The 15,882-nt window shown below is 39.3% G+C and carries 16 protein-coding genes, 1 tRNA gene and 2 pseudogenes; 5 read left to right on the top strand and 14 right to left on the bottom strand.

Annotated elements, in window-relative coordinates; genetic code table 11:
- Positions 1–282 precede the first annotated feature (282 nt).
- The 6 genes and pseudogenes from ACFIK1_RS06085 to ACFIK1_RS06110 all read right to left on the bottom strand — a co-directional run bounded on the left by ACFIK1_RS06085 (position 283) and on the right by ACFIK1_RS06110 (position 7,241).
- Positions 283–675: a helix-turn-helix domain-containing protein gene (locus ACFIK1_RS06085; protein ID WP_375662330.1), complete on the bottom strand. Its 393-nt coding sequence runs from the start codon at positions 673–675 to the stop codon at positions 283–285.
- An 838-nt stretch (positions 676–1,513) separates the two neighbouring features.
- A complete protein-coding gene (traG, locus tag ACFIK1_RS06090) occupies positions 1,514–3,421 on the bottom strand; it encodes a Ti-type conjugative transfer system protein TraG (RefSeq protein WP_375613600.1) in 1,908 nt (635 codons plus the stop codon).
- Positions 3,422–4,165: 744 nt separating this feature from the next.
- Positions 4,166–4,558: a helix-turn-helix domain-containing protein gene (locus ACFIK1_RS06095; protein ID WP_375662331.1), complete on the bottom strand. Its 393-nt coding sequence runs from the start codon at positions 4,556–4,558 to the stop codon at positions 4,166–4,168.
- Between the two features lie 400 nt (positions 4,559–4,958).
- Positions 4,959–5,278, bottom strand: a pseudogene (locus tag ACFIK1_RS06100) (UDP-N-acetylglucosamine 1-carboxyvinyltransferase); the annotation flags it as partial.
- 338 nt (positions 5,279–5,616) lie between these two features.
- On the bottom strand, positions 5,617–6,912 hold the full coding sequence (murA, locus tag ACFIK1_RS06105) for a UDP-N-acetylglucosamine 1-carboxyvinyltransferase (RefSeq protein WP_375662332.1): 1,296 nt from the start codon (positions 6,910–6,912) through the stop codon (positions 5,617–5,619).
- A 176-nt stretch (positions 6,913–7,088) separates the two neighbouring features.
- Positions 7,089–7,241 carry a hypothetical protein gene (locus ACFIK1_RS06110; RefSeq protein ID WP_375607050.1) on the bottom strand — a complete coding sequence of 51 codons (153 nt, stop codon included), beginning with the start codon at positions 7,239–7,241 and terminating at the stop codon, positions 7,089–7,091.
- Positions 7,242–7,417: 176 nt separating this feature from the next.
- On the opposite strand from ACFIK1_RS06110, the gene ACFIK1_RS06115 reads away from it, so the two are divergent.
- Positions 7,418–7,492 (top strand) — tRNA-Thr (locus ACFIK1_RS06115).
- A gap of 664 nt (positions 7,493–8,156) precedes the next feature.
- Here ACFIK1_RS06115 and ACFIK1_RS06120 read toward each other — a convergent pair.
- Positions 8,157–8,330 carry a hypothetical protein gene (locus ACFIK1_RS06120; RefSeq protein WP_375662333.1) on the bottom strand — a complete coding sequence of 58 codons (174 nt, stop codon included), beginning with the start codon at positions 8,328–8,330 and terminating at the stop codon, positions 8,157–8,159.
- A gap of 254 nt (positions 8,331–8,584) precedes the next feature.
- Positions 8,585–8,728 carry a hypothetical protein gene (locus ACFIK1_RS06125; RefSeq protein ID WP_375653631.1) on the bottom strand — a complete coding sequence of 48 codons (144 nt, stop codon included), beginning with the start codon at positions 8,726–8,728 and terminating at the stop codon, positions 8,585–8,587.
- Between the two features lie 840 nt (positions 8,729–9,568).
- Here ACFIK1_RS06125 and ACFIK1_RS06130 point away from each other — a divergent pair.
- Together ACFIK1_RS06130 and ACFIK1_RS06135 are read left to right on the top strand one after the other, a co-directional pair.
- On the top strand, positions 9,569–9,745 hold the full coding sequence (locus ACFIK1_RS06130; RefSeq protein ID WP_375633334.1) for a hypothetical protein: 177 nt from the start codon (positions 9,569–9,571) through the stop codon (positions 9,743–9,745).
- Between the two features lie 229 nt (positions 9,746–9,974).
- Positions 9,975–10,208, top strand: a pseudogene (locus ACFIK1_RS06135) (DnaJ domain-containing protein); the annotation flags it as partial.
- 508 nt (positions 10,209–10,716) lie between these two features.
- Here the strand turns inward: ACFIK1_RS06135 and ACFIK1_RS06140 are convergent.
- The 6 genes from ACFIK1_RS06140 to ACFIK1_RS06165 form a co-directional block, all read right to left on the bottom strand.
- Positions 10,717–10,854 (bottom strand): hypothetical protein, encoded by a 138-nt coding sequence (locus tag ACFIK1_RS06140; protein WP_375633335.1) that lies wholly within the window; start codon positions 10,852–10,854, stop codon positions 10,717–10,719.
- A gap of 225 nt (positions 10,855–11,079) precedes the next feature.
- Positions 11,080–11,208 (bottom strand): hypothetical protein, encoded by a 129-nt coding sequence (locus tag ACFIK1_RS06145; RefSeq protein ID WP_375662334.1) that lies wholly within the window; start codon positions 11,206–11,208, stop codon positions 11,080–11,082.
- Between the two features lie 98 nt (positions 11,209–11,306).
- Positions 11,307–12,071 (bottom strand): YqaJ viral recombinase family protein, encoded by a 765-nt coding sequence (locus tag ACFIK1_RS06150; protein ID WP_375662335.1) that lies wholly within the window; start codon positions 12,069–12,071, stop codon positions 11,307–11,309.
- A gap of 526 nt (positions 12,072–12,597) precedes the next feature.
- Positions 12,598–12,786 carry a hypothetical protein gene (locus ACFIK1_RS06155; RefSeq protein ID WP_273790850.1) on the bottom strand — a complete coding sequence of 63 codons (189 nt, stop codon included), beginning with the start codon at positions 12,784–12,786 and terminating at the stop codon, positions 12,598–12,600.
- Between the two features lie 2 nt (positions 12,787–12,788).
- Positions 12,789–13,178, bottom strand: coding sequence for a hypothetical protein (locus ACFIK1_RS06160; protein ID WP_375633340.1), 390 nt, complete (start codon positions 13,176–13,178; stop codon positions 12,789–12,791).
- Between the two features lie 312 nt (positions 13,179–13,490).
- Positions 13,491–13,808, bottom strand: a complete 318-nt coding sequence (locus ACFIK1_RS06165; protein WP_273790852.1) for an XRE family transcriptional regulator — start codon at positions 13,806–13,808, stop codon at positions 13,491–13,493.
- A gap of 416 nt (positions 13,809–14,224) precedes the next feature.
- On the opposite strand from ACFIK1_RS06165, the gene ACFIK1_RS06170 reads away from it, so the two are divergent.
- Together ACFIK1_RS06170 and ACFIK1_RS06175 are read left to right on the top strand one after the other, a co-directional pair.
- Entirely contained in the window at positions 14,225–15,295 is a 1,071-nt protein-coding gene (locus ACFIK1_RS06170) for a YdaU family protein (RefSeq protein ID WP_375662336.1), read from the top strand.
- Positions 15,292–15,783 carry a hypothetical protein gene (locus ACFIK1_RS06175; RefSeq protein WP_375636929.1) on the top strand — a complete coding sequence of 164 codons (492 nt, stop codon included), beginning with the start codon at positions 15,292–15,294 and terminating at the stop codon, positions 15,781–15,783. Before ACFIK1_RS06170 ends, ACFIK1_RS06175 begins: the two co-directional genes overlap by 4 nt.
- Positions 15,784–15,882: the final 99 nt, after the last annotated feature.

Genomic DNA, 15,882 nt, shown 5'->3' on the forward strand with positions numbered 1-15,882 from the left:
CTTCAAGCTCCCCTGCCGGTTGCGAGCGCCTCTTATGCGTATTCCGGGAGTCTGAAAGTACTGAGTTCAGTCAGCTTTTTTTGCTTTTAGTGCTAGAGAGCACCTGGACATAACAAAAGCTCCCGGAATCTCGCGATACTTATAAAGCAGGCTAATGTCTCATCTTGGATTTTCAGGCTTTGGGTTCCACCATTCAACCACACTGTACGACGAGAACCTTGGTGCTTGTTCATAAAATAATTTCTGGAGACCAGCAATAAAATTTAAAACAGTGTTTTTATCTCATGAGACAATCAAACACAAAATTGCTTTCTGTTTTTGAGGTTTGAGCTCTCTAAAACTTTTCAAAAGGATGTGCTCTTCTTTACTTGCGATCCCTTCATCACAGCAATACAAGGCATTTTCTTTTGTCGAGAGATCCATATAGAAAAAAGAAATGGGAACATTGAGAATATCAGCAATTTCTTGTAAACGCCCCGCCCCTATACGATTAGAGCCTTTTTCATATTTTTGGATTTGTTGAAAAGTCACCCCTAACTGACTGCCTAATTTCTTTTGCGACATTCCCAGCATTGTTCTTTTAAAGCGAATTTTTCTGCCTATCGAAATATCATTAAAGTGTGGATTTTTAGCTTTCACTTCAAGCTCCCCTGCCGGTTGCGAGCGCCTTCGCATTGGTATTCCGGGAGTCAAAAACACTGAATCCGAGTCAGCTTTTTTGCTTTTAGTGCTAGAGCGCACCTGGACATAGCAAAAACTCCCGGAATCCCGGGACACCCACAAGAGTAGGTTCATTTTTACGCTCGGATTTTAGGGGTTTTTGAATCCCTCTTGGTCGTTGCGTAGACGACCAAAGTTACCCTTTAAGGTATAAAGTAATTTCATGAAATTAGCAATAAAATTTAAAAACAGTCTTTATTTGTATTTTTATAAGAGGCAGATAACCTCTCATTTTTGATTAAATTATATACGAACGAAGTGAGCGCTATTTATTGAAATAAGTATAAGATCATAATCAAGAGATGCTAGACGTATTAGCTCGTAGTAAAAGCCTTTCATAGACATCATTAGCAAACAAGCAAAGAAATATCATGATAACAAAACCAATGACCATTGCTGTTTGGTGTTCATAGGGTGCAACTCTCGCTGTGTATCCCCAAAAAAGAAAAATAGGAATAAAACCAAGCCACCAACAAAGAAGTTTAAGAAGGCAAAAACTGGTTTACGAATGAATAATAAAATAAGGAAGATTGCGTAAAGCAACCTTTTAACTATTACAGCCAATATTCTACGTATTATCTTGAACACCCCACGCATTATAATTGATAAGATACTCTTTTTATGTCTTGATTTTTTTGGTGTTTGTATTCTTAGCAGAAAGATCGTTTATGACTTTCTCCCATTTTCAAGCCACTATATTATAAAAATGTAATATAAAAATGATTTATCTCTAATTATATCATCCAAAAATACAACAATACTTTATTCATTTTAACTAAAAACAAGTGCTTTATTAAGAAGAAAAGCTATTTTCATTAGTAAGAGCTGTTAAATCCTTACGTCTAAAATAGATAGAGCGTCCACAACGAACAGGTGGTTGCCCTTGCATAAGAATAATCTGTTCGTCTTTTCGCATTTCTTGTGTTATTTCATGTGGATATATTAAAGGTCTATGCTGGGTGTTTATATTTTCTGTCCCTCTTGTATGGAATCCTCCTAGAGGTTTGCTTGAATCTTTCACTTCAATGGTCATTTGACCACATGCCTTAGATATATTTTCAGCAGTTTTAATATCTTTTATTGCGGCATAGCTTACAAAAGCACAATTTTCAAACCATGTCATAACGCCTGACGAACCGAAATAGTGTTCTATTTGATCTACAGACTTGTAAAAAAGCATGAGAGATATACCATATTTGCGTCCATGATCACGTGCTTCTTCTAAAATGTTCATATATCCTAAAAGATCAGCATTATCTAAAATAAAGAGCGCTCTTTTTGCATAATTACCATTAGCGGCTTCCATAGCTCTGAGAAAAGAGCCAACAAGGACACGCCCAACACCTGGATAAGATTTTAAAATTTTTGAGGGGATATTTAGAAAAATATCAATATTTCCCTTTGTTATATCGGTAGTTTTAAAATCATGACCACTGATAAGGTTTGCATAGTTAGAGAGTGAAAGCCATTGTATATCTTTTGCAGCAGTAGAATAGACATCTGAGAAAGTTTGTTCAGCCATATTTGTAAACACCCCAAGGGTTTCACGAATAAATTGGGATGGAGAATTTGATCGTATAGATTGCAATTTTCCAATCACGGATGGTTCTGGCATTGACATGATCGTATGAAGGGTTTTTAAGTTTTTTTCCTTTAATGTGTATTCATCAGAAAAGACAATATGCGCAAGTAGTCCTGTTAACAAATTATGTGCCTGTAATACAAAAAATTGATCAGTCGAAGTTGATTTGTCGTTTTCAGAAAGAAGGAGTCTAGCAACTTCAACCAACCCCGCTTCTCTTTCATAAAGGGGGAGATTTTCATCTAACAGCCAATCTAAAGGATTAAAAGTTTCCGTTGAAGAACCATGAGGATCAAGAACGTATACTTTTCTGTTTGACAGCTGCCTTGTTTTTTTTACCATTGGAGCGACTTCAGTTGAAGGGTCAAAAACGATCAGTGGACCGGAATATTTGAGACAAGTTGGAATAACATTACTGGTTGTTTTATAACTACCAGAACCAGCAAAAAATAACATATGGGTTGAATCAAAATTGAGTTTATATGTCAACAATGGCTGGCGACCACCTTTTCCCCATGTTGTTTTGTCTTTAGGATTAAAAGGGACATCTTTAACAATATCTTTGTCGACTCTATAGCGCTCTCCTATGACGACTTCGCCATCACGAGGAAAAATCTTTTCAAGGCGTTTCATACTCATCCATTGAACACCACCAAAGATCGTATTTTTTGAAATTTTCAAAGGTGAAGCTTTAGGTAATGATAGTTTTATCGTGTAACCAAGGATAATAACGCCAATAACAACACCCCATAAAACCATCCTATCAAAGAAAGGAAGAACATCCGCCCATGTCATATTATCTTGACCTACATATGGACTAAGTCTGATATATTCATTTGCACTATAATAAGTTGCAAACAAACCAAAGATGATCATGGACGAAATAGTGATATTTTTTCTGATATGCCTTTTTTGTAATAAGATGAATGAAGAACATGAAAATGCAATAAGGATTAAAATATCCAGTGGCTTTGATCTTACAAACCAATAAGCATCAGGCGTCGTTCCATTTTCTGTAATGTTATTGATGGTTATATTGACCAAAAAAGCTACAATGATTGAAAAGATGAGTGGCAATGCTAAAAATATAATCTGTTTTTTGTCTAATTTATTGACCATTTTCCCCCCTGCATACCAGAAAAAGCTTCTCTTCCTATTTTTTCGAAATTTTTGAATTTTTATCAAGTTTTGAAACGTAAAGCAAACCATCTTAAGATGAAAGACTTATCTGCCTCTCTAAGACGGGCTTTTATAAAAAGCTCCTCTAAACTAATTTTTTCAAGAATTTTTCCAAAGTTTCTTTGATCCTTCACGCGCTATTTAAATTTCTTACTTAACTCTTTTACGACACTGTATATGCTTCTTAACAGAAAAAAAAACCAATAACAATACGCATTAGTGTTCACTGAAAAAAAGCGCGGTTTATCATGTTGTGCCGTAAAACCTTGTTGTTTAGAGCCGTGATATAAGGCATGTAAAACTTTCCATATTAAGTGTTTTTAGAGTGTGTAATAAATGGGCATGGCTTGCCCTGTAACGCCCTTTTTAAAGTGAACCACATGAATGGGTCAGGAGTAGGTCAAAAACCCCGCCAACAGAAGCCGGACTGTTTACAGAGCAGCCCTTAAGTCAGGAATATGCATCCTTTAGAGCGTAGAGCGGGAGGAAATCAAAGAAGGATAAGGTAAACATAGCAAAAACTCCCGGAATCTCGCAATACTTATAAAGCAGGCTAATGTCTCATCTTGGATTTTCAGGCTTTGGGTTCCACCATTCAACCACACTGTACGACGAGAACCTTGGTGCTTGTTCATAAAATAATTTCTGGAGTCCAGCAATAAAAATTAAAACAGTGTTTTTAGCTCATGAGACAATCAAACACAAAATTGCTTTCTGTTTTTGAGGTTTGAGCTCTCTAAAACTTTTCAAAAGGATGTGCTCTTCTTTACTTGAAATCCTTTCATCACAGCAATACAAGACATTTTCTTTTGTTGAGAGATCGGAGTAGAAAAAAGAAATGGGAACATTGAGAATATCAGCAATTTCCTGTAAACGCCCCGCCCCTATACGATTAGAGCCTTTTTCATATTTTTGGATTTGTTGAAAAGTCACCCCTAACTGACTGCCTAATTTCTTTTGTGACATTCCAAGCATTGTTCTTTTAAAGCGAATTTTTCTGCCTATCGAAACATCGTTAAAGTGTGGATTTTTAGCTTTCACTTCAAGCTCCCCTGCCGGTTGCGAGCGCCCTCGCATGAGTATTCCGGGAGTCTGAAAGTACTGAGTTCGAATCAGCTTTTTTTGCTTTTAGTGCTCATCGCACCTGGACATGGCAAAAACTCCCGGAATTCCGGGATACCTACAAAAGTAGGTTCATTTTATGATCGAACTTTAGGGCTTTCAGACCCTACTGATCGCTGCGTAGACGACCAAAGTCACCCTTTAAGGTATAAAGTAATTTCAGGAAATTAGCAATAAAATTTAAAACAGTCTTTATTTTATGAGCTCCACCCCCGCCTCTCAAACTTTTATGCCCGCTCGTAAAAACTCCAAAACCATGAGATAAACCCCACGTTCATTGAGAAGATTAACAAACCTTGTTTTTTGAGATTAAGCCCTCCGAAGAGAGAGAGATTAAAGAACACCTCAAAGGGATTTACACGGTTAATCGTTGGATTTTTGCACCACAACGGACTAATTTTTCTTCTAATCTCTCAAATCCACGATCAAGATGATAAACACGATTGACGATTGTTTTCCCCTTTGCTGCCAATGCTGCAATCACAAGAGAAACAGAAGCACGCAAATCCGTCGCCATGACAGGAGCCCCTTGCAAATTCTCTGTTCCATGAGATAGTTGCCCTCTCGCCCATCAAGCTTTATCTTTGCCCCTAAGCGATTGAGTTCTTGAACATGCATAAAACGATTTTCGAAAACCGTCTCTGTAATATGCGCGATTCCTTCAGCCCGTGTCATGCACCCGGCGTCATGAGCGCCATGAACGAAACTTAGACAATAATCACGAGCCTCCTCAAGAGTGAGAGAAGCAAAACTTTACACGAAAGAAAAACCATTCCGAAAAGAAAACAGCAGCCACAAAAGCCATACCCTTGAAAGATGGAGATTTGAAAGAACTATTGAGAAAATCATCAAGAATATACGGCTCCAAAATTCCACAAGCAAGAGAGTAAACCATTAAAAATGCACCAGCCAAGCCCAGCCCCTCCCAACAAGCAAACATTGTGTTAAAACGCCCCCAAGCAATCGCCCCCCCTCAACCACAGCGCAAAGCATTCAGCATATCTTTAACAGGTTTACACTGTGATACGTTGGATTTTTGCACCACAACGGACTAATTTTTCTTCTAATCTCTCAAATCCACGATCAAGATGATAAACACGATTGACGATTGTTTCCCCCTTTGCTGCCAATGCTGCAATCACAAGAGAAACAGAAGCACGCAAATCCGTCGCCATGACAGGAGCCCCTTGCAAATTCTCTGTTCCATAGACAGTTGCCGTCTGCCCATCAAGCTTTATCTTTGCCCCTAAGCGATTGAGTTCTTGAACATGCATAAAACGATTTTCGAAAACCGTCTCTGTAATATGCGCGATTCCTTCAGCCCGTGTCATGAGCGCCATGAATTGCGCTTGGAGATCGGTTGGAAAAGCAGGATAAGGTCCTGTTTTAATATCAACGGGCATAATTTTGGTGTTCTTTGGATTTCGCTTAATATGAATTCCTTGAGGTTCTATTTGAATCTCGAGTCCTGTTTTTTGGAGCACCTTAAGCACTTTTGTGAGATGATTAGGATTTGCATTTTTAAGAAAGACATCTCCTCCCGTCATAGCAACAGCCATTGCATATGTTCCCGCTTCGATTCGATCAGCAATAACGCGTACTCTAGCACCGTTGAGTTTTTTAACCCCTTCAATTGTAAGCGTTGTTGTTCCTTCACCGGTTATTTGAGCCCCCATAGCATTCAGGGTTCGAATAAGGTTTGTCACTTCTGGCTCACAAGCCGCATTCTCAAGAGTGGTTGTTCCCTTTGCCATTGTCGCCGCCATCAGCAGCACATGGGTTCCACCAACAGTGACTTTAGGGAAACGATAGTGAGCACCTTTTAACCCCTTTAGCGCTTTTGCATGAACATATCCATTTTCGATCGAAATCTGTGCGCCTAAAGTTTTAAGTCCCTCAAGGATAAAATCGACAGGCCTTGTTCCAATAGCGCATCCTCCAGGAAGCGAAACATAAGCCTCTGCGCATCGTGCAAGCAGAGGTCCGATAACCCAAAAGCTTGCACGCATTTTTTTCACCAGTTCGTATGGTGCCCGTGTTGTGGCTATTTTTTGCGCCGTAAAATGAATTGTTCTTGAATTCACACATTCATCGTTAAACTCTTGTCCATCAACGGCATATCCAACACCATGATTATTGAGAATACGAATAAGCAATTCAACATCGGCCAGATGCGGAATATTTTCTAAAGTGAGCGTTTCTTCTGTAAGCAGCGCCGCAATCATAAGAGGTAATGCAGCATTTTTTGCCCCAGAAATAGGAATTGTTCCTTGAAGTTTTTCTCCCCCAACAATTTGAATAGAATCCATCGTGTTTTCCCTCTTTTCCTTTGTGCCTGCCCTTCCAAAGGATTGTCCCCCTTCGGGAAGTTATGCTTTATTAATCGTTTTAGAACGCATTCTAACTATGAGAACAAATTATTGAGAAGTTTGGTTGCAAAAATTTACTAAAAAACATTTTTTTGCATTTTAGAGCTTTTTGCATTTTAGAGCTCTGGTTGTGCTCTTTTTCGGCTTTGCTCTTTTCGACGTTTCAGGTTTTGACGCAATTGTTGTGCCAATCTTTCTTGACGTCGTTTTGCTTTTTCATCTTGATGATTAATTTCATTTTGTTTTTGTTTTTGATGCATTTGTGTCATTGCGCAACCTTTTAAACAGTGTTGAGCTTCTATCCAAGCAACTCATAACCTTAAATATTTAAGCATATAAGAAACATATGTCATGACATAAGATACGTTTTCTTGCAAGAATATACAAATGTTCTCTTGCCTATTTTCTGACAATATGGCACAAGACAGCGCAAAGATTGAAAAGGGCTGCGGTAGCTCAGTGGTAGAGCACTCCCTTGGTAAGGGAGAGGTCGAGAGTTCAATCCTCTCTCGCAGCACCATTTTATTCTTCTTTTGCCTCTCTCTTCTTGCCCTTATAAGTCTTCCCTATAAGCCTAAATCTTTTCCCCCAACCTTCATCGGCTTCATCAAATCCTCCATCCTTTAAACCATGCGTTTCAATATCCTCAAAATCAATGGCTTCAAAATCAAGAGCCTCAATGACACACTTAATCTCTAAAATGCCTTACGAACGGCTTTTGAAATTGACCGCCCCCCAAAGAATATCCCCCACCCCTTGCCTCCCCCCTCTTTCATTTCTGTAAGATTGTCCCCCTATCCTTCTCTTTACCAAGCCTCACTGTTGCAACAGCTCTTGGCACTTGAGACGGTATAGGCATTTTTATTTTTTCAATATTTTATTTCTTGAATATTTTTCCCCACAAGCTCACCCTGTTTGTAATATGCAAACAAACGATTTTACTTGATTCAATATAAGAGCGTTTGAATAAGAAGAGTTGAAATAAGAACATCTCACACTATTTCGGGCTCTCATTGAAATTCAAATTGAATCTCAATAATGAGTTATTATAAACTCATTGTTTGAACATATCCCATTGATACCTTTATCCGCCCCAAAACGAATAATCTTATCTTTCCAGCCTCTCTATCCACCTCAAGCAACACAAGCATTCCCTCTAAAAATTAGAATAAGCTTCATCGATCCTATTCGTCATTTACAACAGATCTAACAGAGCCATTTCCAGAACCTCCTCTCAACTCAATTCCTTCCCCATTCTCCCCACCCCTTACCAAAAGCAAAAACCAAACAGTGATAAAGCCCCCCTCAATAAAGCTTTCACTAAACCACCCCACGCTCCCATATGGCAAACATCTCATATGACAGACATCCCCATATACTAGGCACCCCATATACCAGAAAATTGATAGCCCGCCGTTTCAAAGAAGATCCCTCATTGCCAATTTTATACACTATGATTTTCCACGTGCTCTAAGCCATCCCTCTTTCAACACGCATCTTTTTTATACGAATACTTTAATTTATACAGATAGCGTTATTCCTCTTGCATAAGAGCCCCAAGAGCGAAAAGTTCTCCCCCTCTATTCTATTGAAATCAATCACCCCTCTTCGCTTACAGTTCACAAGCAGAAAGATCCGTATGGCGAGAAACTTTCCAAGAAAAGCATATTTCTTCGTAAGAAGCCTCCCAGTAAACGAGATTATGAATCGTCTCAAGAGCTACAGCCCATGCCGCAATTTTGGCAACGGGCCCCAAATAGTACCAACTTACTTTTTCATAAAGTAAGATAGGGTGCGCAATGTTTATAATCTCTGGGGGTATAATCTACGGACTTTATAATCTACGGGGCTTGACCGTTATACCCCTCACGATATTATTCACAGGCGCCAGTATGAAATTTACGAACGCCGGCATGAAATGGGTGTGAAATGAGCTTAGAGCGAGATATCTTTATTAAAACAAGTGCGTGAATGTACAACAACAAGTATATTTCATTTGGAGTATTTTGGATATTGCCTACTCTCCCCACCCTAGGACAACCATTTTGGCTACAGATCCCCTTATATTTTCTGCTGTCATACCTCCTCCAATAAGCTAAAACCCCACATATGCGGGGTTTTAGCCAGTACCACACCTTTATTTAGACACATTATGACATTGTAACCATTTTTATTAAATACGTTTTTACATATATTTTCAACACAAAATAACACATATTGATTTATTTAACAGAAATGACTTATAAAAGCTTGTTAGAAACAAAAGCCAATAAATACCCTCTGTTTAAACACTTTATTTGCTATAGCAATAAGCACTGTTTTATTCACGCATCATACAACAAGTGGATGTACAAAAAATTCGTTTTTTGTTGGGAGAACTGCTCCGATCAACTGTATTTCCAAAGAATATATAAAACAAAAAATAAAAAAGAAGCTATTAGAAAAAGAACGCGAAAGAGAATGGTTAGAGCTTGAACAATTTTCTGTTAGCGCTTGTCCAAGTGGAAAATTTCCTGTTTATTATGGCGTTTCTATTATCGATTGTGTTTCAGAGGAAGAACTAAAACAAAATCGTTTTAATAATGAAATTAATATAATGAACTTATTCCTGCAATGGTTTATCGTAGCACTCGTAATAACAACGATAATGTCTGTTCCCATAAGTTTACTTTGGCGTTTTAGATTTAAGGTTCCTGCCTGTTTATTTACAATAATGACAACCTTGGCTATTATTGCCGTCCCTTTTACATTTGATTTATCGTCTCTCTTTTAATCTATTTTTGTAAAAAAATATTTCTAAAATATTAAAAACACCCTGCATTTTTAAGCGTTTTGAACTGTATCTCCTCTCATTTAGAGACAATAGCCCCAAGTACAGCCATGCCATTCAATACGATTTTAACCATATTTCTAACACAAAAATAACACATGTTGATACATTCAAAAGAGATCAATTAAATGATCTTGTAAAATAAGAGCAATACACAAAGTGGCTGTATTTAATGATAGTCAATGAAGACGATTATTATGGAATTCTTAGTGTAAGCTACGAATGCAACGATAAACAGATAAAATCTGCTTTTCGTAAATTAGCTCTGCAATACCACCCTGATCATAATTCTAGTACCGAAGCAGAACAAAAATTCAGAAAAATTTGTGAAGCCTATGAAGTTCTTAAAGATCCTCAAAAGAGAGCTGCTTACAATCAGTTCTATCATGAAACTTTTAAATATAATCACAAGGCTTCTGAAATTAGTAGAAACCAAGAGAACAGACGACAAGATAATACCAAGCGTGTAATTGATAGTATCGCGTATGTAATTTTCATTATTTGTGGAATAATACCTGTAATGTATTTTATAATTTTATTTTACATGGAAGATATTATGAATAAATAAGTATAGGGTTATTAATTCTCATAAGCATAAAAGGATATTTGGTAAAGATTGGTGCATTTATCTTCGGGCTCATACTAATATCATTTATCAAATTTATATGGAGAAGTATCTATTGATCAGTGCTTTTGAAGAGCTTTAAGATCAGCCCCACAGTGAATTCACAAAATGTGGTCATTTTTGATTTTCTATAACAAGGTAGTGTAGAAAAACATAAAGATCATAATATCTCTATCCGTTCTTTCCCTATTCTCCCGTTTTCCCTACCCTTCTATTTTCTTCCACAATCCGCCCCCCAACCTTTCCCCAACAAGCCTACTTGACTCCACACAGGCTTTTTCTCATGTCCCTACATCCTTTTCCCCATATTGGCTAAAAAACGCCCCTCAAACGACTCTTTCCCAAAAAACAAAAGCACCACAAGAACCATTTCCTCTCCAATGAAAAAGCACTTGTCCGGCAACTTAGCCATCATGGGACCTTTCATCGCGCCCCCAAACACGGCACAACACAAAAGCGGCCAGAACCGCACCCCACATCCCCTATCTCACTTCCCTAACATCTTCCCCCAAAGTACTTCCTTATCTCTCTTATTTTTCACTTGACTGCCCCTCTGAAACACCTTCTTCCATTTTCCCAAGCAATAGCTGTCACGCGAAGTCTCTCTCCCTTCAACACCCACCTGCTTTTCCGCTTACTTCTTGCCTTATGACTAAGCTTGCCTCTCCTCAACGCTACACAAGATCCCTTCCCACCCCGTCTCATTCTCGTTTTCCCCTCCAGCATACGTCTTGTCTTCATTCCAAGCACCCTTTCCCCCCATTTCCGACCATGCTTTCACATTCCTGTCCCCTAAGTTCGCTATGCTCCCTGCTTCCCCTGTTTGGCACCCTCCTCCAACATAAAAACCAACTCTTTTCCCCCTCTGCTCTTTCCTTTTTATAGAACTTTGCCTCTCCTCAACGCTACACAAGATCCCTTCCCACCCCGTCTCATTCTCGTTTTCCCCTCCAGCATACGCCTTGTCTTCATTCCAAGCACCCTTTCTTTCCCCTCCTTCAAAGCAATTTCTGTTCTTATATGAAAACCTGTCCCAACAGATTTAATTTGCTGTACCATCTTCTCCAACGCCTCATTAAAACGGTTAATTTCATTTTCAAGTTTGCAAATATACGCTTCATCACGATAAGCCCGTTTAATCAAAGGGGGCATATCCGGCCAATAGAGCATTAAATCCACCCATTCGCGTTGAGAAATCCATAATCCCCCTTGACATTGTGCTTTATGTTCTGCTGGAAAACTCTTTTGCATGAAATGAGGGATCAAAATTTCAGGTTTTTTTGTTTTAATTTCTAATAAGCCATTTTTTCCCACAAAAGCATCGGGGGAAAATCCTTGTCCGCGATCATCTGCCAAAACAAAGCCAATACATTCAGGTTCTGTATGTGTAAGTTTTCCATAAAGCTGTCGTGCGATTGGTTCTAATTCAGTCCCGCGTCGCTGAGAAAGCGTTGTTCCTTCATCAACAGTTTTTCCTGTAATTCTTTCTCCCGCCAATTTCATCATCACACTCTGATAGCGTGACGTTTTTTGCCCCTGTTTTTTTTGCGCCATAACCATCTCAAACAAAGAAGCCGTAATCAAACCATTACGCACTTTCTGCCATTCTTCTGTTCCTTGAATACAATCGATAATGATTGGCATAGTATTTTTCCCCTTCATCTTTAAGGTGTTTTGTAATATATCCTCTTTAAAGCATTCACCTTTTTTTAAGCTGTTTCCCTCACACGGACTAAAGACAACAACATCCTTCAATATTGTGCCCTAAAAAAACACAAAAACCGGCTCTTTCCCCCTTGAACTTGCCTTTTTATAGGTTGGAACCTGTCTGTACTACTGCTTTTCTTCCCCCTAAGCCTTCATTTTTGTTCTCCAGCATGCTTTCCTATCACTCCAAGTCACTGAATGACGACCTGCCCCTTCATTGCCTTATCCCCCTAATGAACCAGCCGGCAACTTCCCCCACACAAGCGCCCACAATTCCTCATATATAGGCTCTTTTCTTCATGCCCCCCTTTCCCATATCGGCTAAGAAAATCCCCGCGCAAAGCTCTCCCCCCCAAAGCGGCTCCCCTAAGCTTCCCTCCAAGAACGAAAGCATAACGTGCACCATTGTCACCGCAATGAAAAAGCACTTTGGCCCATCATTGCGGCTTCTTTTTCAACCCTGCTACTGCACGACGGAAAAATCATGGCGGCAATATTCTTCCTCCAATTTTTTTGCCATAGACTGAGCCACTTCTTGCGATATAAAAAGTATAGCGTTGTGTTTTTGTGGTTCGAGTCTGATTAAATTTCGCATATTTCCAGCATAATAAAGCGGAATCCCTTGATACGAAGTCTTGAGATAACTTGGCATGTTTACCACCAATAATCTGTCAAGACATCACATGGGCGTAAACGATGCTGTTTTTCATAAGAGCCATAGAGATTATCTTCATAATCGCAAGCCGCTCTTTCATTCAAACAAGCATGATAAGCTTCACTATTCAAAATGAAGGGCTGCAATTGTGTATTTTCTTCATTCATTTCATGATTTTCGACATAAAAATCAGCGATTTGTTCCGTAATATCTTCAGCATGAGAAGTTGTCAGATCGAGTCGTAAAACTCTATAAACAGTTTCACATTCTTCAATCAGTTCGAGCACTTCTTCGATTTCGTCGATTGTTCCTTCATAAGTACAAGGATTTTCCTCTTCGCATAAAACGATAATGATTTCATCCTCTTTAACGAATGGAATATTTTTCATGATTTCCCCCTTTAGATAGTTGATAAAGCATAGCCTTGTCTTGACAAGACTAAATATAGCGTTAGTCTTATATCCTCTATAGGAGAGATGTCAACCATTTTATCCTTCATAAAAGATATATTTTAAATATCTACGGGGTTCAAATGACATATGTAAAGAAAAATCTATTATTCTTTGTTCCTCTCATGCCCCTTTGTTGTTCTCTATTTGTTCTTACAAAATTGCAATTATAAACACACAGGAGAGATAAAATGAGTGACATAATATTAATAAAACACTGGAGTCGCCTTGATTCAAAAGCACAGAAGGAAGTTATTTTGAAGCTTCGTCAATTGGTCGCCGCAAAAGAGTCAAAATCGCCTGTCTCTCTTGCGGAGAGAGTTTCGAAATAAGCTCTATAAATTCTTTATCTTCAGGGCTAGCCCCTTTCCCGTAAAGAATATAATTCATACTGATATTAATTTCGTGACAAATTCGCGAGAGAGATTCGATTGTTGGTTCTTTTCCTTCAGAAAGAATAGAATGAAGGTACCCCGCGCCTTTACCGGCAGCGAGGGAGATAGATCTTTTTGACCGCCCACTTTTTTCCAAAGCGATTCTTAATCTTTGACGCCAACCATCGATATTCATAATTTCACCATATAGCGCGTCTTTTTAAAAAAACACGTCCTTTTTATAAAACGGGCTTGCATTATCCTCTAAAAAGGATAGAATTAAGGAAACAAATTTTACTTTTTAGGGGGAATTTTTTTTATTTTTAGATCATAAAAACACTTTAACCACCCTACCGGATATAAAAGACCACTCTCCAAAGCTTCTGCCCAAAAGCAAGTACGTTGAGAATGTGTGGTATTCTTTATTTTTTCCATCACCGCAATCTTAAATCGTAAGTTTGCATGCGCTTCAAGCACAGCCAATCATTTATAAGCATCGTAAAGAAGCCTCTAGTCATCATCGAACAGAGCCAAAAACAACACAAGTTAAATCCTTATTTGAGCTTTTATCATCAATAAAAATGTATAAAAAAGAAGAAAGTAGATTGCAGTATGAAACACGCTAATCAACAAGAAACTCCTCATTATGAATCGTCTAGGCTTCCATATGTTTGTTGGTATCAAAATGACTTTCTAGGAGGTGTACGTGGGATGCGCGCACACGAAATTGGAATCTATACGATTCTTCTCAATGAAATGTATGCCCGTGGCCGACCTTTAGAAATATCGAAAGAACGTTTAGCGCGTCTTTGTGGTTGTGACAAGCGAACTTTTGTTAATGTTTTAGAGATGCTCATCCAAGAGGGTAAGATTTTAAATTTAGCCAATGGATTATGGAACAAGCGTTGCGAAAATGTTTTTCAAGAGCGTGAAAAATTGCTTGAACAAAAATCCTTTGCGGGTCGTTCTTCGGCAAAAAAACGCAAGAAAATCAATGCAGAGATGCAACAACTGCTTAACGAAAGTACAAAAGATGCTGCACAAAACTCAAAAGCTCAAAAGGCAGAAGAAAAGGAAACACCTTACGGTGTTTTAGAAAAGAAAATTTTGTTTGATGAGACAGAACCTTGTTTTTTCTGCGAAGAGAGTTTTGAACAAAGCGATCACCCATCACCCTTATCGGCTCTTGATTCACCTCTCCCTTTGCCTGCCCAAGAAGAAACGGAGCAAAAAAACGCCTCCCCTTTAAATGCTCCCCAAGCCGAGTTCACTCCCGCCCCTATCGCGCAAATTGTCACGGGGGAAAAAACAAAATCTGCCACCACTCTTCCCCCCAGCAATCTTCCTGCCTCCGTCCCTCCTTCTTCCAACAAAAAAACCACAACCTCAGTTGCCAAAGGGCATCGTCTTCCTGAGCATTGGCAAGCAGACATCAAGGCGGCAGTTTCAGAAGGCTTGAGTGAGAGCCAAGCCCATTGGCAAGAAAAGAAGTTTCGCGACTATTGGCAAGCTAAGGGCGGCAAAGAAGCACTCAAAGTAGACTGGCAAGCCACATGGCGCAACTGGTTTCGCCGTGAGATCGAACGGCAAGAACAGCAAAAACAGGGAGGCTCCTCATCTTTTACCTCTGAGAACAACGACACGCTTTACCGCAGTTTGATCAACTATAACGACAATTTTTGACATCACAAAAACAACGTATTTTTCAAGCACGCGCGGGGATAAAAATGTTTCAAAACCACAACAGCATCGGACAAAATAACACAGAACAAAACAAAGGGCGGCAAAACAACAATGAAATAAGCTCTTCACACAGCAAAACGAGACAACATCGACCATTTTGCTCTCATCACAAAAGCGTTTTCCCCACGCAAGGACCCCCACAGGCACCCCCCGCATACCCCCCAATACACACCCCAACAGGACTCCAGCATGCACCACCCCCTCACAGGCATATCCACCCCACCCTTCTTGCACCCCCTTCCTCTTTTCCACCTTCCTCCTTTTCCCAAGGCGCCACTTCCCCATGCTCTTGGCAAACAAACATCAACACAGCCATTTCAGAAGGTTTGAGTGAGAGCCAAGCCCATTGGCAAGCCAAGAAGTTTCGCGACCATTGGCAAGAAAAGAGCGGCAAAGAAGCTCTCAAAGTAGACTGGCAAGCCCCATAGCACTACGGGACTTTACGATCAGATCAAACGGTGAGAACAGCAAAAACAGAGTCCTCACTTCTCACATCTTGAGAAAAACGACAATAATATCACGAATGA

It is taken from the genome of Bartonella sp. OC16QHHD, assembly GCF_042194035.1.
Taxonomy (GTDB): Bacteria; Pseudomonadota; Alphaproteobacteria; order Rhizobiales; family Rhizobiaceae; genus Bartonella.